Origin of the sequence: Flavobacterium agri (assembly GCF_013401995.1) — a bacterium.
In the GTDB taxonomy this organism is placed as follows: Bacteria; Bacteroidota; Bacteroidia; order Flavobacteriales; family Flavobacteriaceae; genus Flavobacterium; species Flavobacterium agri.
The window spans coordinates 60,907-78,788 of record NZ_JACBJI010000002.1 but is presented as its reverse complement, the minus strand read 5'-3'; the positions used below and the strand labels follow the sequence as shown (position 1 = coordinate 78,788).

At 44.2% G+C, this 17,882-nt stretch carries 21 protein-coding genes and 1 tRNA gene; 13 read left to right on the top strand and 9 right to left on the bottom strand.

Annotated features, from left to right (window positions below; genetic code table 11):
• Position 1: 1 nt before the first annotated feature.
• Both HZF10_RS04395 and HZF10_RS04390 read right to left on the bottom strand, forming a co-directional pair.
• A complete protein-coding gene (locus tag HZF10_RS04395) occupies positions 2-349 on the bottom strand; it encodes an SdpI family protein (RefSeq protein WP_176004972.1) in 348 nt (115 codons plus the stop codon).
• Positions 346-1,212: a M23 family metallopeptidase gene (locus tag HZF10_RS04390; protein ID WP_176004971.1), complete on the bottom strand. Its 867-nt coding sequence runs from the start codon at positions 1,210-1,212 to the stop codon at positions 346-348. Before HZF10_RS04390 ends, HZF10_RS04395 begins: the two co-directional genes overlap by 4 nt.
• 160 nt (positions 1,213-1,372) lie before the next feature.
• Between HZF10_RS04390 and tatA the strand changes: the two genes are divergently transcribed.
• Positions 1,373-1,555: a twin-arginine translocase TatA/TatE family subunit gene (gene tatA, locus HZF10_RS04385; protein WP_176004970.1), complete on the top strand. Its 183-nt coding sequence runs from the start codon at positions 1,373-1,375 to the stop codon at positions 1,553-1,555.
• A 77-nt stretch (positions 1,556-1,632) separates the two neighbouring features.
• On the opposite strand, the gene HZF10_RS04380 is transcribed toward tatA, so the two are convergent.
• The 4 genes from HZF10_RS04380 to HZF10_RS04365 all read right to left on the bottom strand — a co-directional run bounded on the left by HZF10_RS04380 (position 1,633) and on the right by HZF10_RS04365 (position 5,833).
• The gene (locus HZF10_RS04380) at positions 1,633-2,262 is read right to left on the bottom strand and encodes a TMEM175 family protein (protein WP_176004969.1); all 630 of its coding nucleotides are present in this window, start codon (positions 2,260-2,262) and stop codon (positions 1,633-1,635) included.
• Between the two features lie 77 nt (positions 2,263-2,339).
• Complete coding sequence (locus tag HZF10_RS04375) at positions 2,340-4,463, bottom strand: Tex family protein (protein WP_176004968.1); 2,124 nt, start codon at positions 4,461-4,463, stop codon at positions 2,340-2,342.
• 87 nt (positions 4,464-4,550) lie between these two features.
• The gene (gene rpiB, locus HZF10_RS04370; RefSeq protein WP_176004967.1) at positions 4,551-4,982 is read right to left on the bottom strand and encodes a ribose 5-phosphate isomerase B; all 432 of its coding nucleotides are present in this window, start codon (positions 4,980-4,982) and stop codon (positions 4,551-4,553) included.
• Positions 4,983-5,593: 611 nt separating this feature from the next.
• Positions 5,594-5,833 (bottom strand): DUF2007 domain-containing protein, encoded by a 240-nt coding sequence (locus tag HZF10_RS04365; protein WP_176004966.1) that lies wholly within the window; start codon positions 5,831-5,833, stop codon positions 5,594-5,596.
• A 147-nt stretch (positions 5,834-5,980) separates the two neighbouring features.
• On the opposite strand from HZF10_RS04365, the gene rnr reads away from it, so the two are divergent.
• The 5 genes from rnr (at position 5,981) to HZF10_RS04340 (ending at position 10,649) form a co-directional block, all read left to right on the top strand.
• Positions 5,981-8,251 (top strand): ribonuclease R, encoded by a 2,271-nt coding sequence (gene rnr / locus HZF10_RS04360; RefSeq protein ID WP_176004965.1) that lies wholly within the window; start codon positions 5,981-5,983, stop codon positions 8,249-8,251.
• Positions 8,248-8,913: a head GIN domain-containing protein gene (locus HZF10_RS04355; protein WP_176004964.1), complete on the top strand. Its 666-nt coding sequence runs from the start codon at positions 8,248-8,250 to the stop codon at positions 8,911-8,913. Before rnr ends, HZF10_RS04355 begins: the two co-directional genes overlap by 4 nt.
• Before the next feature lie 89 nt (positions 8,914-9,002).
• Positions 9,003-9,689: a LysE family translocator gene (locus HZF10_RS04350; RefSeq protein ID WP_176004963.1), complete on the top strand. Its 687-nt coding sequence runs from the start codon at positions 9,003-9,005 to the stop codon at positions 9,687-9,689.
• 76 nt (positions 9,690-9,765) lie between these two features.
• Positions 9,766-9,836: transfer RNA gene (locus HZF10_RS04345), tRNA-Cys, on the top strand.
• A 168-nt stretch (positions 9,837-10,004) separates the two neighbouring features.
• The gene (locus tag HZF10_RS04340) at positions 10,005-10,649 is read left to right on the top strand and encodes a phytanoyl-CoA dioxygenase family protein (RefSeq protein ID WP_306454587.1); all 645 of its coding nucleotides are present in this window, start codon (positions 10,005-10,007) and stop codon (positions 10,647-10,649) included.
• Here the strand turns inward: HZF10_RS04340 and HZF10_RS04335 are convergent.
• Together HZF10_RS04335 and folB are read right to left on the bottom strand one after the other, a co-directional pair.
• The gene (locus HZF10_RS04335) at positions 10,624-11,235 is read right to left on the bottom strand and encodes an HD domain-containing protein (protein ID WP_176004961.1); all 612 of its coding nucleotides are present in this window, start codon (positions 11,233-11,235) and stop codon (positions 10,624-10,626) included. The two genes, HZF10_RS04340 and HZF10_RS04335, sit on opposite strands and share 26 nt — an antisense overlap.
• Positions 11,235-11,594: a dihydroneopterin aldolase gene (gene folB, locus HZF10_RS04330; RefSeq protein WP_176004960.1), complete on the bottom strand. Its 360-nt coding sequence runs from the start codon at positions 11,592-11,594 to the stop codon at positions 11,235-11,237. Before folB ends, HZF10_RS04335 begins: the two co-directional genes overlap by 1 nt.
• A gap of 92 nt (positions 11,595-11,686) precedes the next feature.
• On the opposite strand from folB, the gene HZF10_RS04325 reads away from it, so the two are divergent.
• From HZF10_RS04325 to HZF10_RS04310, 4 genes are all read left to right on the top strand, one after another.
• Entirely contained in the window at positions 11,687-13,783 is a 2,097-nt protein-coding gene (locus HZF10_RS04325) for a glutamine--tRNA ligase/YqeY domain fusion protein (RefSeq protein WP_176005354.1), read from the top strand.
• 299 nt (positions 13,784-14,082) lie between these two features.
• Positions 14,083-14,409: a YtxH domain-containing protein gene (locus HZF10_RS04320; protein ID WP_176004959.1), complete on the top strand. Its 327-nt coding sequence runs from the start codon at positions 14,083-14,085 to the stop codon at positions 14,407-14,409.
• A gap of 1 nt (position 14,410) precedes the next feature.
• Positions 14,411-14,761: a phage holin family protein gene (locus tag HZF10_RS04315; protein WP_176004958.1), complete on the top strand. Its 351-nt coding sequence runs from the start codon at positions 14,411-14,413 to the stop codon at positions 14,759-14,761.
• 1 nt (position 14,762) lies between these two features.
• On the top strand, positions 14,763-15,002 hold the full coding sequence (locus HZF10_RS04310; protein WP_176004957.1) for a DUF6327 family protein: 240 nt from the start codon (positions 14,763-14,765) through the stop codon (positions 15,000-15,002).
• A 27-nt stretch (positions 15,003-15,029) separates the two neighbouring features.
• Here the strand turns inward: HZF10_RS04310 and HZF10_RS04305 are convergent, their stop codons facing one another.
• Positions 15,030-16,013, bottom strand: a complete 984-nt coding sequence (locus HZF10_RS04305; protein WP_176004956.1) for an SPFH domain-containing protein — start codon at positions 16,011-16,013, stop codon at positions 15,030-15,032.
• A gap of 71 nt (positions 16,014-16,084) precedes the next feature.
• Here HZF10_RS04305 and HZF10_RS04300 point away from each other — a divergent pair, with 71 nt between their 5' ends.
• From HZF10_RS04300 to HZF10_RS04290, 3 genes are read left to right on the top strand one after another with little or no spacing between them, the layout of a single operon-like run.
• A complete protein-coding gene (locus HZF10_RS04300; RefSeq protein ID WP_176004955.1) occupies positions 16,085-16,726 on the top strand; it encodes an outer membrane beta-barrel protein in 642 nt (213 codons plus the stop codon).
• The gene (locus HZF10_RS04295; protein ID WP_176004954.1) at positions 16,726-17,295 is read left to right on the top strand and encodes a hypothetical protein; all 570 of its coding nucleotides are present in this window, start codon (positions 16,726-16,728) and stop codon (positions 17,293-17,295) included. The genes HZF10_RS04300 and HZF10_RS04295 overlap by 1 nt, the downstream gene beginning before the upstream one ends.
• Before the next feature lies 1 nt (position 17,296).
• Complete coding sequence (locus HZF10_RS04290; protein ID WP_176004953.1) at positions 17,297-17,869, top strand: hypothetical protein; 573 nt, start codon at positions 17,297-17,299, stop codon at positions 17,867-17,869.
• The last annotated feature ends 13 nt before the right edge of the window (positions 17,870-17,882 follow it).

Genomic DNA, 17,882 nt, shown 5'->3' with positions numbered 1-17,882 from the left:
ATTAATTCGGGAATTTCTTTTTCAGAGCAGATTCGGTTCTAAAAATCATGTAAACGCAACTCGCGAGCAGCAATCCGATGCCGATGAGCACGCTTGCGGTTTCGGTAAAGTCGGCATAATCCAAAGCAATCGAAACCAAAATGAGGAAAAGTCCCGCTTCGATCATTCTCCAAGCCGAAAATTTCTGGGAAAAGTCCCATCTGTCCTGGGATTTTTTAGAGGTGTTGGTTCGATATCCGTAGAAATCGTTGATTTTTTTCGGCGGAAAAACCAGCATGAACGCGGCCGCAACCACGAACACGATGCCGCACAGAATACAAACGAAACCATCCATTATGTTTTCCATCATTCAAAAGATATGAATTGTTCGGGATCGATCGGATAACCGTCTTTCCAAAGTTCGAAATGCAGATGGATTCCGGTCGATTCCTGTCCGGTCGAACCCGCGAGCGCCACGACTTCTCCGGTTTTGACGACATCGCCTTCTTCCACAGTCATTTCGGCCGCGTGTTTGTAAACCGAAATGAATCCGTTGTTGTGACGCACGATCACGCAATTCCCGTTCGACGGCGTCCATTCGGCGAAAATCACGTTCCCGTTGAGAACGGCTTTTATCGGCGTGTTTTTGGGAACGGCGATATCGACCGCGTAATGTTTTTGCCTTGCGTTGAACTTATCGGTCACGCTGCCTTTTACGGGCGCAAAAAGCACGACGCTCGTCTTTGGGGTCGCTTTTTCGAACAAGTTGTATTTGTCTTCCTTGGCGACCTCATCGCGCAGTTGGTTTTCTTCTTCGGATGCGGTGATCTGGCCTTCGGGTATTTCCATTCCGGCGGCGATGATCGAATCTTTAGAAAGCTTGGCATAATCCAAATCGCCTGTCAAAATGCGTTTTATCGATCGGATATAAGCCTCGTTCTTGGTAAGCGCAACTTGCAATGAATCGGATTTGAGCGCGAGTTCGGTCGCGTTTTTCTTGAGTTCGGAAGATGCGTAACCCGGAATATACTCGCGCAAAGGCGTAAAAGCGATGATATACGTCGTCACGAAAATGATCGCGACCGCACCAATCGTGGCCACGACGAAAACGTTCATAAGCGTGAGCCGCAACGAGAAAATCTCCTCGAACGTGTCTTCGTTCAAAATGACCAAACGGTTTTTGGTGAAGAGTTTTTTGGCGATTTTTTTGCGTTTGTGCCGTTTTTGAGCCATGTCGTCGCTTTGTACAAATATAGGAAAACCAAGGCCTTTGTTATTCCGTAAATAAAGAGACCGGCAATCCTAAATATTTGCCAAAAGCTTAAATGGGCGAATGCATTTTTCGACTATCTTTGCCGTTATATTTCAATTGCTTCGGCTTAAACACAATACCATGGGAAAATTTGGAGTAACAGAATGGATTTTGATCATTGCGGTAATCCTTTTGCTTTTTGGAGGCAAGAAGATTCCGGAATTAATGAAAGGATTGGGTTCCGGCGTTAAGGAATTCAAAAATGCAGCTAAAGACGACTCTCCAGCCGAAAAGAAAAAAGAAGAGACTAAAAGCGAAGAATAATAGGATCCCGGTTTAGGCCGGGATTTTTTTATGGGAAACCCAAAGGTTTTGAAAACCTTTGAGGTTTATAATTTACACTATCCGTCGCGACGGATTTTTTTGTGCTCTTTCAAATAGTAGAATCTCGCGAAAATTATCGTCGGGAATTTCGTGAAAAGAATAACGAACGCCAATACCGGAAAGAAAAACGACACCGCCACGCCGATAGCCGAATTGATCATGTCGAGATTGCAATATACCGTGAAGCGCTTGCTTAATTCGGGATCAAGCTCTTCTTCCTTTCGAAAACCAGGTTGTTTTTCGGTGTAATCCCAAATCAAATTCTGGAATGTCGCAATCAATAGGATGTTCGAACTATAGGCGAAAATAGCGGCTTCATCGTGTAAAAATTCACTTACCAACGAAGTCGTGAACGGCAAAATCGCGATGAATAGCAGCCACATGATATTGATCCACAACAGTCGTTCGTCTATTTTCTTGATGTACGAAAAAAACGAATGATGCACTTTCCAAAAATTCGCGATGTTGAAAAAAGACAGGAAGAACGTCAATAAATGCTTCCATTGGCCAAACAGATCGTGAAATGTCAAATGCCCGCTCGGCGTGGAATCAATCTTGATATCGAGCACCAAAAGCGTAATCGCGATGGCAACGATCGCATCGCAAAAGAAAACCAAGCGTTCGAGTTGGAGGTTTTTTTCGGGCATGGTTAAAATTAGGAAAATCCGGATTTGAAAACAGATTTTCAATCATTGGATTCAATTCCCGACGTCAAGAAACGATTTTAGATAACCATCGTCAATTGTATCCGTTTCCTGTCTTCATCGACCTCAACGACTTTTACTTGCACATGCTGATGCAGTTTCACGACTTCATTCACATCCGACACGAAACCATCTTTCAATTGGGAAATATGCACAAGGCCGCTTTCCTTGATCCCGATGTCGACGAAACACCCGAAATTGGTGATGTTGTTCACGATTCCGGGCAAAACCATTCCCGAACGCAAATCCTTGATCGATTTCACGGTCGAATCGAATTCGAACACCTTAGCGGCTTTTCTCGGGTCGAGTCCCGGTTTTTCAAGCTCTTTTATGATGTCTTTCAAACCCAATATTCCGATTTGTCCGGTCACGTAATTTTCGGGCTTTATCAACGCTGTTTTCTCTTTGTTGGCGACGAGTTCCGAAACCGAAATCTTCAAATCCTTCGCCATTTTTTCAACGATCGGATAGGCCTCTGGATGCACAGCCGAATTATCGAGCGGGTTTTTTGCGCCTGAAATCCTTACGAAAGCCGCGCCTTGCTGGAATGCTTTTTCACCCAAACGAGGCACTTTCTTGAGTTCCTTGCGGTCTTGGAACGGCCCATTTTCGGATCGGTAATTCACGATGTTCTCGGCGAGCTTCTCCCCGATTCCGCTCACGTAAGAAAGCAGCGATTTGCTCGCCGTATTGAGATTGATCCCGACGGAATTCACGCATCTCACGACAACGGTATCCAATTCTTCCTTGAGTTTGGTCTGGTCTACGTCGTGTTGGTACTGGCCTACGCCGATCGCTTTCGGGTCGATTTTTACCAATTCGGCCAACGGATCCGAAAGTCGTCTTCCGATGGAAACCGCACCGCGAACCGTCACATCGTAACTCGGGAATTCGTCCCTTGCGATTTTCGATGCCGAATACACCGACGCGCCGGCCTCGCTGACCACAAAAACCTGGATCGGTTTGTCGAACGCTATCTTTTTGATGAAGAATTCGGTTTCGCGCGACGCCGTTCCGTTTCCGATCGAAATCGCGTCGACCTTATAAGCATTCACCATCGAACGGATTTTTTTCATCGCGATCGCCGTGTCGTTTTGGGGCGCATGCGGAAAAATCGTCTCATTGTACAAAAGGTCACCTTTCTCGTCGAGGCACACGACTTTACATCCGCTTTTAAAACCCGGATCGATCGCCAGGATTCGTTTTTCTCCCAAAGGCGGCGCAAGCAGCAACTGCCCCAGATTCGTAGCGAAAACGCCTATCGAATTCGCATCGGCTTTGGCTTTGGCTTCCGATAAAGCTTCGTTGGAAATGGCCGGTTCGAGCAAACGTTTGTAACTGTCGGAAATGGCTTTTTCGAGATGGATTGCGGTATCGCGGTTGTTTTTTATGATCGAATTTTCCATCATGTCGAGCGCTTCGTCCTTGTCTATGTCGACGCTGAGTTTGATGAAGCCTTCGTTTTCAGCGCGCAACATCGCAAGCAAGCGATGAGCCGGCGCTTTGGCCAAATTTTCCTTCCAGTCGAAATACTGGCTGAATTTCCTCGCGGCTTCGTCGTCTTTTTTGGTTTTGACGACTTTGGTCGAAATCTCTGCTTTGCGTTGAAAAATACGTCTCAACGTTTTCCGGATGTAGATATTCTCACTTACCCACTCGGCTATGATGTCGCGCGCACCTTGCAAAGCCTCGTCTTCGTTGGTTACATTTTTATTGAGGTATTTCGAGGCGATATAATCGACGTCGTCCGTGTTTTGTGCCATGATGATCTTGGCAAGCGGTTCGAGCCCGTTCTCGCGAGCGGTATCGGCTTTGGTTTTTTTCTTCTTTTTGAACGGCAGATAGTAATCTTCCAACTCATTCAAATCGAAGCTCGACTCGATTTTTTTGGCAAGTTCGGGCGTCATCGCATTTTGTTCGGTAATCGATTTGACGATGGCTTCCTTCCTTTTCACGATTGCTTCGTACGAGGTATTGGCTTTGGCGATATTTTCGATCACGACCTCATCCAAATTTCCGGTCATGTCTTTCCTATAGCGCGAAATGAACGGGATCGTGCAGTCTTCAGACAAAAGTTGGACGACATTCTGGATGCTTTTGGCCGCAGCCGAAACGTGTTGGGAAATGAATTCGATGTTGGTCATAATACTAAATAAGAAGCCACGAATTTCACGAATAAACACCAATAATTTGTGTCCTTCGTGAAATTCGCGGCTAAATTTTCTAAGCTTTTAAACGCAGGCTATTTTGTTGACACGGTTGGCGTGACGCCCGCCTTCGAAATCGGTCGCGATGAAATGCTCTACCATTTCAACGGCTTGAGGAACCGAGGTGTAGCGCGCCGGTACAGACAAAATGTTGGCGTCGTTATGGCGTCGGCACAAATCGGCGATCTCTTTTGTCCAGCAAACGGCGGCGCGAACGTTCTTGTGTTGGTTGGCCGACATGGCGATTCCGTTGCCGGTTCCGCAGATCACGATCCCGAAATCGGCTTTGCCTTCGCTTACGTCTTGTGCTACGGGATGGCCGAAATCCGGATAATCGACACTGTCCGTAGAATCTGTGCCGTAATTCGTTACTTCGTGCCCGAGCGCCTTTAGTTTTTCGACGATGGCTTTTTTATAGTCGGGACCTGCATGGTCGTTTCCGATGGAGATTTTCATTTTATATAGGTTGTTTCGTGCTGCAAAGATACTTTTAAATGCGGATTGTTCGGTTTAGCGAAAGATCGGATTGCGAAAATCAACATCGAAAATCGCATTGTTAATCCAAATCCGTAACACACTCATTTTCAGATAACCTTAAATTAACATCGATTGTTAAAAACAAAACAGAAGAATTTTAGAAATTTTTTGAGGATGTATCTAAATTTTTACAATCAAAAACCTACAGGAAAAATCCAAATGAAGTTTCGGGAAATTTTGGAAAAGTTTTCAAGGCCAAAGCGACGGATATCAACAACATCCGACAATGTGAATTATCGACATCCGAATGCGATTTTCGATTGTCAACAACTGTTGATCAAAATCTAAAAAACTTTCAAAATGAGCGAATTGGATGTCAAATACTATGTTAACAAATTGTTACAACAAAGTAAAACTAAGTTTCAAAATCGTCACTTGAAAATTTATTCCACCAATTAACATCCCATAATAACCATCAAAAATATTTTTAAAAATCCCTCCTTTTATTTTTTGTTTTTAAGTGTTGTGGAAAACTTTCGGGATTTGAGCAAAACGCTGATTGGTAATTAGTGAAAGGAAGGTTTGAGTTTTCAGACGATGCGAAGCGAATGCCCGCCTTTGAGTTCTTCGAGGATGTTGTTGACGATGTCGGAATCGTTCGGATGGATCTTGAGTTTGATTCCGCCCAACGCCAGAGAATAAAAAGGTACGACCGAAGCCGTGGCCTCGTTCTCGAAAAAATACGTGACGCCTTCCTGATCGAGCCTGTGTTTGAGGATTTCGATCTCGTGCGTATACTGGAAAACGGCGATGACGATGAAATTTTCCATAATGGGTGTTTTTGGGCTTCCTTAAAGTTACGAAGTTTTAGATTTGGCCATGTGGTTTTAAAAAGTTATATTTTATTTAAAAGAATTCCCGAGTTCGGGTTTAACGAATCGGTATTTCGTAATTTCCCCTAATATTTTAAGACACCAATGAGTAAAAAACACTATAAACCGGGAAAGGGAAAACCCAAGGATTTTTCGAACAAGATCCTGAAAATCCTTGCCCGAAATTCAAATAAAGCATTCAATTACAAACAAATAGCGGCTATTTTAGAAGTAGACGATACCAAAAGCAGGAATGAGATCATCCGTGACCTAAAGCTGCTCGCCGCCCAAAAGAAAGTAGTGGAATCGGAACCTGGAAAGTATTTGGTCAAGGCCATCAGCCAGGATTATTACGAAGGAAAAATCGATATGACCAGCCGCAAGACGGCTTTTTTCATTTGCGACGAGTTCGAAGAAGATGTCTTTATTCCTACAAACAACCTCAACCGAGCCTTAGACGGCGATACGGTGCAGGTGTATGTGTACAACCGCAGAAAGGGCAAACGCCCCGAAGGTGAAGTCGTCGAGATCGTCGAACGCGCCAAGACGCAATTCGTAGGCGTGATCGACATCCAGAAGAATTTCGCTTTCGTTTCTACGGCGAACCCGAAAATGTATACCGATATCTTCATCCCCAAAGAAAAATGGGGCGAAGCTGAAAACGGTGACGTCGTGCTTGTAGAAATTGAAGATTGGCCTAAGCGCGCCGATTCTCCTTTCGGTTCGGTGATCAAAGTACTCGGGAAACCGGGCGAACACGACACCGAAATCCATGCGATTTTGGCCGAATACGGATTGCCGTACGAATTTCCGATCGAAGTCGAAGTGTACGCACAAAAACTCGATACTTCGATCCAGCAACAAGAAATAGACAAACGCCGCGACATGCGTCAAACATTGACGTTTACGATCGATCCGCGTGATGCGAAAGATTTCGACGATGCGCTGTCGTTCAAAAAACTGGATAACGGCAATTTCGAAATCGGTATCCATATCGCCGATGTTTCGCATTATGTGCAGGAAGGAACGATTCTCGACGATGAAGCCTACAACCGTGCGACTTCGGTTTATTTGGTCGATCGTGTCGTACCGATGTTGCCCGAAGTCTTGTCGAATTTTGCGTGTTCGCTTCGTCCGCATGAGGAGAAATATACGTTCTCGGCCATTTTCGAGCTCGATAACAAAGCGAATCTGGTCAACCAATGGTTCGGGCGCACCGTGATCTATTCGGACCAGAGATTCGCTTATGAAGAAGCGCAACATATCATCGAAACCAAAAAGCCTTCGATTCCCGAACACATTTCGCTTACAGGCCAAGCGTATGAAGCGCCTGCCGATGTGACCGAAGCGGTTCTCAAACTTGACGAGCTCGCCAAAATCATGCGTCGCAAACGATTGGCCGACGGAGCAATTTCGTTCGATAAAGTCGAAGTCAAATTCAAACTCAACGAAGAAGACGAGCCGGTTGGCGTGTATTTCAAAGAGGCGAAAGATTCGAATCACCTGATCGAGGAATTCATGCTTTTGGCGAACAAGAAAGTCGCAGAATTCATCGGAAAACAAAAGAAGACTTTTATTTATCGCATCCACGACGAACCGAACGAAGACAAATTGATCGGGCTTCAAGGTGTGATTTCGCGGTTCGGTTACAGCATCGATTTCCGCAGCAAGCAGCATATTTCGAAATCGCTCAACAAGCTTTTGGAAGACGTGCACGGCAAAAAGGAACAGAACATGGTCGATACGCTTACGATCCGAAGCATGAGCAAGGCTAAATATTCGGTCCATAACGTAGGCCATTACGGGCTTGCGTTCGATTATTATTCGCATTTCACCTCGCCTATCCGACGTTATCCCGACGTGATGGCGCACCGATTGCTGGAATATTACCTCGACGGCGGAAAATCGGTATCCGAAGAAGTGTACGAAGAAAAATGCGAGCATTCGTCGAACATGGAAAACCTGGCCACGAATGCCGAACGCGACTCGGTGAAATACATGCAGGTAAAATACATGGCTGATCATCAGGATCAGGATTTCCTCGGTGTGATTTCGGGCGTTACCGAATGGGGAATCTACGTCGAAATCGTCGAGAACAAATGTGAGGGAATGTGCCGCATCCGTGAAATCAAGGACGATTATTACACGTTCGACGACAAGCAATACGCGCTAGTCGGAGCCGTTTCAGAAAATACGATCCAACTTGGCGATGAAGTATACGTAAAGGTCAAGAACGCCGATTTGGTCAAGAAACAGCTCGATTACCATTACCTCGGAAAAAAAGAGGATTACGAAGCGGCGAAATCCCAGGCCGACGCGAATTCGGCAGCAAAATCACAAAAGAAAAAGAAGAAAAACAACAACGACGAACAATGAAAAAAATAGTTTTATTCCTTACGCTTGCAGCCTTTCAATCTGGATTTTCCCAAGTCACTAAAGACCCGGGCGATTTTGACAAAGTGAAAGTGTTCGATAGGATTTCGGCAGAACTCGTCCCATCGGACGTAAACAAAGTCGAAATCACCGGAAAACGCAGCAAGGAAGTCATCGTAGTCAATAAAAACGGCGAGCTCAAATTGGGAATGCCGGCTACGAAACTGTTGCAAGGCGAAGAAATCGAGGCCAAAATCTATTACAAGGAAATCAAGAGCGTCGATGCGAGCGAAGGTGCGTACATCGGCAGCGGAAAGCCCGTCAATTCTGCAAAACTCGACGTTACTGCAAAAGAAGGAGCCGAAATAAAACTCGAGCTCGACGTAGAGATCTTGAAAGTGAAATCGGTGACGGGAGCGACGATCCGTCTGGAAGGTAAAGCGTCCGATCAGGAAATATCGATCGGAACCGGCGGCATCGTCGAAGCCAAAAACCTCATTACCGAAAGAACCGATGTGAGCATCAACGCAGGCGGTGAAGCCGAAGTCAACGCTTCGAAATACGTAAAGGCAAGAACCAAGGCCGGTGGCGAAATCACGATTCACGGAAATCCGCAGACAACCGACAAAAAATCGATTTTGGGCGGAACGATTACCGAGGAGTAGTTTTGGATTACCTCATCAAGAAATTACCCAAAAATTAACAAATTTGGATTTTCAGATTATATTTGTGTTAACGCATTTATAAGCCATACATGTTTGAAGATATTTTAACGGCCATTCCTCTTGGATTTTTCCTGAGTTTCATGATAGGCCCGGTTTTTTTCGTGCTTCTTGAAACCAGCGTCGTTAAAGGATTCCGCGCTGCGTTGTCGTTCGATGTAGGGGTTATCATAGCCGATATCGTATTTATCCTAATCGCGTATTTTTCGAGCTACAGGCTTCTCAATGCCATCAAGGACGATCCGGCACTTTTCATTTTCGGAGGGTTGGTCATGCTCACGTATGGCATCATCAGTTTGATAAAACACAAGAAACCCAAAAAGAATATCGACCCCGAAGATCCGGCAGAACTTGCAAAAAACAATTATTTCACGCTTGCGGTAAAAGGTTTTTTCCTGAATTTCATCAATATCGGCGTGTTGGGATTTTGGTTGGCGATCATCATCACGATCGGTCCTCAATTGCAATTGCAACCTTCCAGGATGCTTACGTTTTTCGCTTCGGTCATCCTGAGTTATTTCATCGTCGACATCTTCAAGATTTTGCTGGCCAAGCAGTTGAGACGTTATCTGAACCCGCACAACATCTTGATGATCAAGAAAGCGATCAGTGTCGTTTTGATCATTTCGGGCGTATTCTTATTGGTGCAAGGATTGTTTCCGAAAGAGCGCAAAATGGTCGACAAAGCCTTGGAAAAGCTAGAACATCGCAACGAATAAGCTTATTCGGCATTTTTTAAACCGAAACTTTCAAACTTTAAAAGATTTGGTTACATTTGCCGACCTGATTACAAATGGCGTCGTGGCCGAGTGGCTAGGCAGGGCTCTGCAAAAGCTCGTACAGCGGTTCGAATCCGCTCGATGCCTCTAAAACCTCTGAAGTTTTGCTTCGGAGGTTTTTGTTTTTATGAGGTTTCGTACTTTTATAGGAACTTCAATTTTATGGATTTCGAACGTTTCAGGCACGAGATTTTTTCCAACGGAATTACGATAATAAACGATGTTTTTTCTGAAATTGAATCAGATGAGATATTGTTGAAAATAGCTTCCGCCGATGATGCGAAACTTACATTCAGACGCTCCGCAGGACTTTTCGCCATCCGACAATTCTTAAAAGAAATCCCCGAAGTTGCAACTTCCATCTTTACCCAAAAGATGTTGATATTAATCGAAAACATCTTCGGAAACGGCTATTTCGTAACCAAATCGATCTACTTCGACAAACCCGAACAATCGAACTGGTTTGTGGCATATCATCAGGATTTGACGATTTCTGTCAAAGAAAAAATCGATACGCAAGGTTTTGGTCCGTGGACGGTAAAACAAAACCAATTCGCCGTTCAGCCGCCAATCGAAATCCTTGAAGATAATTTTACAATCCGAATCCATCTCGATGATACGACCTTTGAAAACGGAGCATTAAAAGTTATAGAAAACTCGCATTGCAAAGGAATTTATCGTGCGGAAACCATAGATTGGAATCTTGAGAAAGAAACGATTTGCGAAGTCAAAAAAGGCGGCATCATGATTATGCGACCGCTACTTTTACACGCGTCCGACAGAACGACAAACGACAACAAACGCCGCGTGATCCATATAGAATTCGGGAAACAAGAGCTTCCGAACGGTTTGCAATGGAGCGAAAAAATGGAGTTTACAAAAGGTCAGATTCCCGTTTAAGATTGCTCCTCGCCTGCTCTTCAAACCTTTCAAAAAACCAATCCGTTTTAAACATTCTTGGCATTCCTAAAAAGTGTTGGAGTACTTTTTTGCGTCCGGGATTGTACATGAAATCCGGATAGATTTTGTATTCTTTTCTCACGTTTTTGGCGTAAGTGAAGTAGGTTTCCCAATCACTTCCTAAAATCGACAAATCCGCGTCAGTAAAGAGATTTATATCAGAGTCGGAGCAGAAATTATGCGCTTTCGTAGCGAGAATCATCGCATGGCATTGCTCGATTTTCTCGATTGGGTACTTAATTTCGGAAAGACGTTTTGCTGCGAGATCAGCACTGTTTTCCTCATTGGTTTTGCCTGTGGCTTTGTAGACGATGTCGTGGTAGAAAAGACAAAACAACGTCGTTTCCCAATCCGAGATTTTACTTTTGATTTCGGACAAGGTTTTCAACAGATGCTCGAGATGTGACAAATCGTGGTAAAAACGTCCTTTTTTCGAATGCGATTTCTCGATTTCAGACCACAATTCCGTCTGTTTTTCTTCGGAACAAAATGGTTTCGTGAGGACGAAAAATGTCTCGCGCAGCATCAGCTTCTGTATTCTTCCATCACGATCGTCACGGCTTCGACATCGCCACCGATCGGCGGATTGATTTTGGAAACCGAGATCAAAATCCTTGAAACTTCAGGGATTTCACCAAAAACACGGACGATGATGCGGTGCGCGACGTGTTCCAAAAGTTTGGAAGCGATGTGCATTTCCTCTACAACGATGCGGTTCAAAAGCACATAATCTACCGTGTCTTTGAGATGGTCGCTTTCTGCGGCCTTGCGCAAATCGGTCTTGATTTCGAGGTCTACGGTGTATTCAGAGCCGATTTTGGTTTCTTCGGGCAAACAGCCGTGGTACGAAAAGGTACGTATGTTTTTGAGTTTGATGATTCCCATGTGTTTTTTACGGTTTATTAAATAACATCGGTGATGTTATAAAATGATATTTCATCCAAAATTACGGTTAACTTTGCAGCTTTCCATACAGAATTATGTCAGAAGAAAAATCCCTCAATTTTATTGAGCAGATCATAGAAGAAGATTTGAAGAACGGCATGCCGCACAGTGGTTTGCGCTTCCGTTTTCCGCCTGAACCGAACGGATATCTACACATCGGGCACGCGAGTTCGATCGCTTTGAACTTCGGTCTTGGCGAATCCTACAACGCGCCCGTGAATTTGCGTTTCGACGATACGAATCCCGAAAAAGAAGAACAGGAATATGTAGACGCGATCAAACGCGACATCGAATGGCTCGGTTACAAATGGGCCGATGAACGTTACGCATCCGATTATTTCCAGCAATTATACGATTGGACAATCGAGCTTATCAAGAAAGGAAAAGCGTATGTAGACAGCCAGTCTTCAGAAGAAATTGCGGTCCAGAAAGGTACGCCGACGCAGCCTGGAACCGATTCTCCGTATAGAAATCGTTCGGTTGAGGAAAATCTCGACTTGTTCGAACGCATGAAAAAAGGAGAGTTTCCAGACGGAACGCATATCGTCCGCGCCAAAATAGACATGGCTTCGACCAATATGTTGATGCGCGATCCTTTGATGTACAGGATTATGCATAAGCATCACCACAGGACGGGAGATGATTGGTGCATTTACCCGATGTACGATTGGGCGCACGGCGAATCCGATTACCTTGAACAGATTTCACATTCGCTTTGTACGCTCGAATTTTTGCCGCACCGCGAATTGTACGATTGGTTTTTGGATCAGATTTTCGACGATAAGAAACTGCGTCCGAAACAACGCGAATTCGCTCGTAGAAACCTAAGCCACACGGTTGTAAGTAAGAGGAAATTGCTGCAATTGGTCAACCAGAATTTCGTTTCGGGTTGGGACGATCCGCGTATGTCGACGATTTCAGGTCTTCGCAGACGTGGCTTCACTCCTGCTTCACTTCGTAATTTTGCGAACGATACCGGGATAGCAAAAAGGGATAATCTTATCGATGTTTCAAGGCTTGAAGCTGCGATTCGTGAAGATTTGAACAAGATTGCGCCTCGCGTCATGGGAGTCATCGATCCGGTGAAATTGGTCATCACGAATTATCCCGAGGGAAAAGAAGAATGGCTTGAAGCCGAAAATAACCAGGAAGATGAAAACGCCGGTTTCCGTAAAGTCCCATTTTCAAAGGAATTATGGATTGAACGTGAAGATTTTATGGAAGACGCACCGCCAAAATTCTTCCGACTTTCGATTGACAGAGAAGTCCGTTTGAAGAACGCTTACATCATAAAAGGTGAAAAAGTGGTCAAGGATTCCAACGGAAATATCACCGAAATCCATGCGACTTACGACGTCGAGTCGTTGTCCGGAAGCGGAACCGAGGCCAGCCAACGCAAGGTTTCCGGAACACTTCATTGGGTTAGCGCCGCTCATGCTTTGGAGGCTGAAGTCCGTTTGTACGACCGCCTTTTCACAGACGAATCTCCTGACACGCACAAAGGGAAAGATTTCCTTGAATTCGTGAATCCTGAGTCGTTGAAAGTAGTGACAGGTTATGTCGAACCAAGTTTGGCAACTGCGAAAGTTGAAGATAAATTCCAGTTTCAGCGCATCGGTTATTTCACTGTAGATAAGGATTCTACGTCTGATAAACTGGTTTTCAACAAGACCGTCGGACTTAAGGACGCTTGGGAAGAAAAGGGTAAAAAAGAAGAGAATGCCGTCAATAATTCGCTCAAGGAAATCAACCGATTTTTCAAGGCGAATACCGATGAGGAACGTGCGAACATCGAAAAATCCATTTCCGAAAACATCAAGTCGCTCGAGAATTTCAGCCTGATCCAAAATTCGTTCCGTAAAAATGTGACGAACAACAAGAGTTCGCTCCTATTCGCGAACTGGCTTTTGAAATATTCCGACAAAATCCAACTTTCGGCCATCGAAGAAGAAATCGTCGAGAAATTTTACGGCATGTCACTTAAAAGCGAATCGCCATTTGTGCGTGAGGAAATTTTGCATCATCTCAAAAACAAATCTGAAGTCGTATCGATTTTTGCCGACGAAATTTCGAAGTTGAAATCATCCGAAAAAAACGAAAGAGTTTTACAATTACTTTCTGAATTTTAATAGAATCTGATAATAATAGATTTCACAAATAGAAGCCGACTTGTTTGAGTCGGCTTTTTCTATTATTTAAAATATCAATCATAAATAAAATTCTAATCGATAATAACTTAAAAAATCGACTTCCATATTTTGAATCTGTCGCATTTTAAAAAACAACCAACCCGTTCCGACGTTTTTGGAAATATTTTCCCGCAAATCGCCTTATTTCGATTTTTGCTTCAGTTAGCTCGTTTTAACGACGCCTTAACGACCAAATGTTAAAAAATGGCTACCTTTAAGCAAATCGAAAATCAAACGACATGTCAAATTCATCTAAAGCGGCAGTTGCACTTTTGGTAGGTGTCGCCATCGGAGCCGGACTCGGAATTTTGTTCGCTCCCGATGAAGGTTCCAAAACACGAAAAAAACTCAAAGACGGTTTCGACGAAAAAAAGGACGAGCTCAAGAAAAAATTCGATGACCTCTCCTCTAGCCTGAAATCGAAACTCGAAACTTCTGAAGCGGATATCAAATCCGCATTTGAAGATGTTGCTGAAAATGCCGACGAAAAATCGAACGAAATCATCGACAGTCTCGAAAAGAAACTGGCAGATTTGAAAGCGGCCGCGGCCAAAATGCGCAGTTGATATGGCTCTCGAAGATCTAAAGGAAAACGCAGAAGACTTAAAAGAAAACGTCAAAGGATTTATAGATAGTAACATAGCGTACTATAAACTTTGGTTTTTCAAGGTCGCGATGAAGTCGACTACGATGCTGCTCAAGCTGTTGCTGATCGCGATTTTCCTGACTTTGGTATTGGTTTTCCTTTCGGTTGCGGCGGCAATAGCCATCGGATATGCGCTCGACAATTTGGCTTACGGTTTTTTGATCGTCGGTGGATTTTATATTATCCTAAGTGTCATCGTCTACAACATCAAAGACAAAATCGTCGAAGGCCCGATTTTGGAGAAATTCTCAGAATTCTTTTTCAACGAGTGATATGGAAAAAAAGCGCTATTCATCGTATGCACAAATCGAGCAAGACCTAGAAATACTCAAGGTTGAAAAGGAATTGTATTATCAGCGGTTGCTTCAAACGTTCGACAATACAAAGGACAATCTCGATCCCAAAAAAATGTTCGGTGGCATTCCAGATGTTGCCATCGATATGGTAAGCGGATTGGCCGGACCATTGAAAGGCATGCTCATCAACTTCGTTCTCAAGAAGATATTCAAATAAAAAAGAGGCCCGAAAGCCTCTTTCTTTTTATACGATAATGTCTGGATTTTCAGGACTTTCCGGTCGATTTTTCCTAACTACCGAAGGTTTTCCTTTGGTTTCTATCTGATGTTTTTTCATCGCCTCTCCTACCTGGTTTGAAGCAGCGAAAGAAACGACCATGTTGTTGAGCATGTCGTTGGCGGCCTGTGGCGTATTCGGAAGCAATATCAAGTTCGAATTCGTATCGGCTCCGATGGCTTGCAACGTGTCGTAATGTTGGGTCACGACGATCAAAGCCGAGGCTTCTTGCGAATTGATTCCGACCTTGTTCAAAACTTCTACAGATTCAACCAAACCTCTCGCGATTTCGCGTCTTTGGTCGGCAATACCTTGACCTTGAAGACGTTTGCTTTCTGCTTCCGCTTTTGCTTTGGCGACGATTCGGATACGTGCCGATTCCGCTTCGAACTCGGTGGCCGTTTTTTCACGGTCCGCCGCGTTGATTCGGTTCATGGCATTTTTCACTTGAATGTCCGGATCGATATCGGTAACCAACGTGTTGATGATGTCGTACCCGTAAGTCGTCATCGCTTCGTTAAGCTCGCGTTTTACGGCGATCGCGATATCGTCCTTGCGCTCGAAGACGTCGTCGAGGATCAGTTTCGGAACTTCGGCACGCACCACATCGAACACATAAGCGGTAATCTGATCGTGCGGATATTCGAGTTTATAGAACGCATCGTACACTTTTTCCTGGATTACTTTAAATTGGACAGAAACCTTGATCTTGACGAACACGTTGTCTTTCGTCTTGGTCTCGATGACCACGTCAAGTTGTTGGATCTTAAGGTTTACGCGGCCTGCAATCCTGTCGATGATCGGGATTTTAAGTTGAAGGCCCGAGTTTCTCACGCTTTGGAAACGTCCGAAACGCTCGATGATAATGGCGCTTTGCTGCTTGACCGTGAAAAAGCACGACAGGAAAATAAAAAGTGCCAGCACTAGGAATACAATAGACGGGATGTTCATGATGTTATTATGGTTTGTTATCAGGTTAAATTACGAAAAATACTTTAGGTTTGTCTTTCCAATAAAACGATATGAAAAAGTACATTCTAGGTGCTGTAATGTTGGCATCTTTTGCTGTTTCGGCCCAGTATAACTACCGGGATTCGAACATGATCGGCCTGTTTGGCGGAATCAACCAAACCGATCTGAACACGAGCGATTTCGACACCAAAGCCGGAACCGGTTGGAACGTTGGTCTTTCGGTTCGCGGCAACTTCTACAATGATTTCGATATGGTATACGCCATGCAGTTCAGCGAGAACAAGTTTTCCGTTCCGACAATGAGCCCGACTACATTTCAGGCCGAGGATGTCGATTATAAAGTGCAGAACGTGAAGATCATGCTCACGCCGAGTTACAACATCGTCTATAACTATTTGAGCATCGAAGCCGGACCGGTTCTGCAGATCAACGGCAAGCTTAAATATTCGTCGGAGTACGAAAACAATGTGATCAACGGCACGACTGCGACCGTAAAAGATCTTGAAGAAGTGAGCACATTCAACATTTTAGGCGCTGTCGGTCTAACGGCCGGTGTGCGCCATGCGCGACTAAACGTGATGTACCAGTACGGGTTCAACAACTTTCTTGGTTCTGTGCCAGAAGGTCCGTTCGGGAAAAGCGTAAAAGGAAATCTGGGTATCATAACAGGTAACGTAATTTTCTATTTCTGATGAAAAAGCTGGTTTTCATTGCATTGGCGATCACTTCAACGGCTTTTGGCCAACAGGTCATCGTCAAGAAGGATGGAAGCAAATTAGTTGCGGCCGACGTCAACGTGCATTCGTCCAAAAGGCAAATCGAGTTCAAAGCCAACGGTAAAGAAGACAAAATAGCGTTTTCGGAATTGGATTCGGCCGTCATCGACAAAAAAGTCCTCAAGCGGTTCGATATCGGCAATAAAGCCCGATTGTATTATGTACTCGCTTCGTCCAAAGGCAAAAGTTTGGGCGTGATCAGCAGCAAACGCAATAGGGATAGAGGCGGATTCAGCTCTGTAGTCACGCTTTACGAAGTGGTCGTGATAGAAAACGGAAAGATTCTGCAGGAACTCAAATTCACCCAAAGCAAAACCCAGGACGAAGTGCGGAAACGCAAAGAATTTTACGATATCGCGAACCGTTATTTCGGAGATTGCGACGGATTCATCAAGCGTTTGATGCTGTTTGACAACGGAACCGATCCCGATAATTTGATTCTTCTGAATTATCTCGATAATCCCGAAAAGATTTCTTGCAAATAGTATGAAAGCATTTTTTATCGCATTGTGTTTTAGTTCCTTGGGAATATCTGCACAGGATCTTCAAAGTGAAACACCGTCATTCGTTATAGAAAAGAAGGACGGAACGATAATCGAGGCAAAGAACATCACAATCAATTTCTCTAGAAAATTTGTTGAATATGTGTTGCCAAACGAAAGTAAACTACATTTTTTCTTCTTCGACCAATTGAAAGAAGTGAATGCCGGTATGTCTCTTTTGAGGATTTATGGCTGGCGTAAGGGGTATTTTATCAAGGTTGAAAGTGATTCAAAGATACTGGCAACGGTGCCGCTCGGAGATTACAGAATGGTGCAGGGCGTGAAGGTCTTTATCCTCGACAAGGAAGGAAAAATACTTGAGGAATTTGAGGTTGAAGGAGGCGACAAGAAAAAGGACATCGAGAGAAGAGCCGCGCTCAAGGAAAGCCTTAAACGAAATTTTTCGGACTGTCCGAAATTTTTGGGATACCTTTCCAATTTCGATTATGCTACCGACACTTCACACAAACAGCTTTGGAACTATATCTGTATGACCCAATTACAAGATTGTAATTAATAAAAAAGCTCCT

Excerpts from the sequence above, each read along its gene's own strand:
- HZF10_RS04395 (WP_176004972.1), bottom strand. The coding sequence starts at position 349 with ATGATGGAAAACATAATGGATGGTTTCGTTTGTATTCTGTGCGGCATC.
- HZF10_RS04390 (WP_176004971.1), bottom strand. The coding sequence starts at position 1,212 with ATGGCTCAAAAACGGCACAAACGCAAAAAAATCGCCAAAAAACTCTTC.
- tatA (WP_176004970.1), top strand. The coding sequence starts at position 1,373 with ATGGGAAAATTTGGAGTAACAGAATGGATTTTGATCATTGCGGTAATC.
- HZF10_RS04380 (WP_176004969.1), bottom strand. The coding sequence starts at position 2,262 with ATGCCCGAAAAAAACCTCCAACTCGAACGCTTGGTTTTCTTTTGCGAT.
- HZF10_RS04375 (WP_176004968.1), bottom strand. The coding sequence starts at position 4,463 with ATGACCAACATCGAATTCATTTCCCAACACGTTTCGGCTGCGGCCAAA.
- rpiB (WP_176004967.1), bottom strand. The coding sequence starts at position 4,982 with ATGAAAATCTCCATCGGAAACGACCATGCAGGTCCCGACTATAAAAAA.
- HZF10_RS04365 (WP_176004966.1), bottom strand. The coding sequence starts at position 5,833 with ATGGAAAATTTCATCGTCATCGCCGTTTTCCAGTATACGCACGAGATC.
- rnr (WP_176004965.1), top strand. The coding sequence starts at position 5,981 with ATGAGTAAAAAACACTATAAACCGGGAAAGGGAAAACCCAAGGATTTT.
- HZF10_RS04355 (WP_176004964.1), top strand. The coding sequence starts at position 8,248 with ATGAAAAAAATAGTTTTATTCCTTACGCTTGCAGCCTTTCAATCTGGA.
- HZF10_RS04350 (WP_176004963.1), top strand. The coding sequence starts at position 9,003 with ATGTTTGAAGATATTTTAACGGCCATTCCTCTTGGATTTTTCCTGAGT.
- HZF10_RS04335 (WP_176004961.1), bottom strand. The coding sequence starts at position 11,235 with ATGCTGCGCGAGACATTTTTCGTCCTCACGAAACCATTTTGTTCCGAA.
- folB (WP_176004960.1), bottom strand. The coding sequence starts at position 11,594 with ATGGGAATCATCAAACTCAAAAACATACGTACCTTTTCGTACCACGGC.
- HZF10_RS04320 (WP_176004959.1), top strand. The coding sequence starts at position 14,083 with ATGTCAAATTCATCTAAAGCGGCAGTTGCACTTTTGGTAGGTGTCGCC.
- HZF10_RS04315 (WP_176004958.1), top strand. The coding sequence starts at position 14,411 with ATGGCTCTCGAAGATCTAAAGGAAAACGCAGAAGACTTAAAAGAAAAC.
- HZF10_RS04310 (WP_176004957.1), top strand. The coding sequence starts at position 14,763 with ATGGAAAAAAAGCGCTATTCATCGTATGCACAAATCGAGCAAGACCTA.
- HZF10_RS04305 (WP_176004956.1), bottom strand. The coding sequence starts at position 16,013 with ATGAACATCCCGTCTATTGTATTCCTAGTGCTGGCACTTTTTATTTTC.
- HZF10_RS04300 (WP_176004955.1), top strand. The coding sequence starts at position 16,085 with ATGAAAAAGTACATTCTAGGTGCTGTAATGTTGGCATCTTTTGCTGTT.
- HZF10_RS04295 (WP_176004954.1), top strand. The coding sequence starts at position 16,726 with ATGAAAAAGCTGGTTTTCATTGCATTGGCGATCACTTCAACGGCTTTT.
- HZF10_RS04290 (WP_176004953.1), top strand. The coding sequence starts at position 17,297 with ATGAAAGCATTTTTTATCGCATTGTGTTTTAGTTCCTTGGGAATATCT.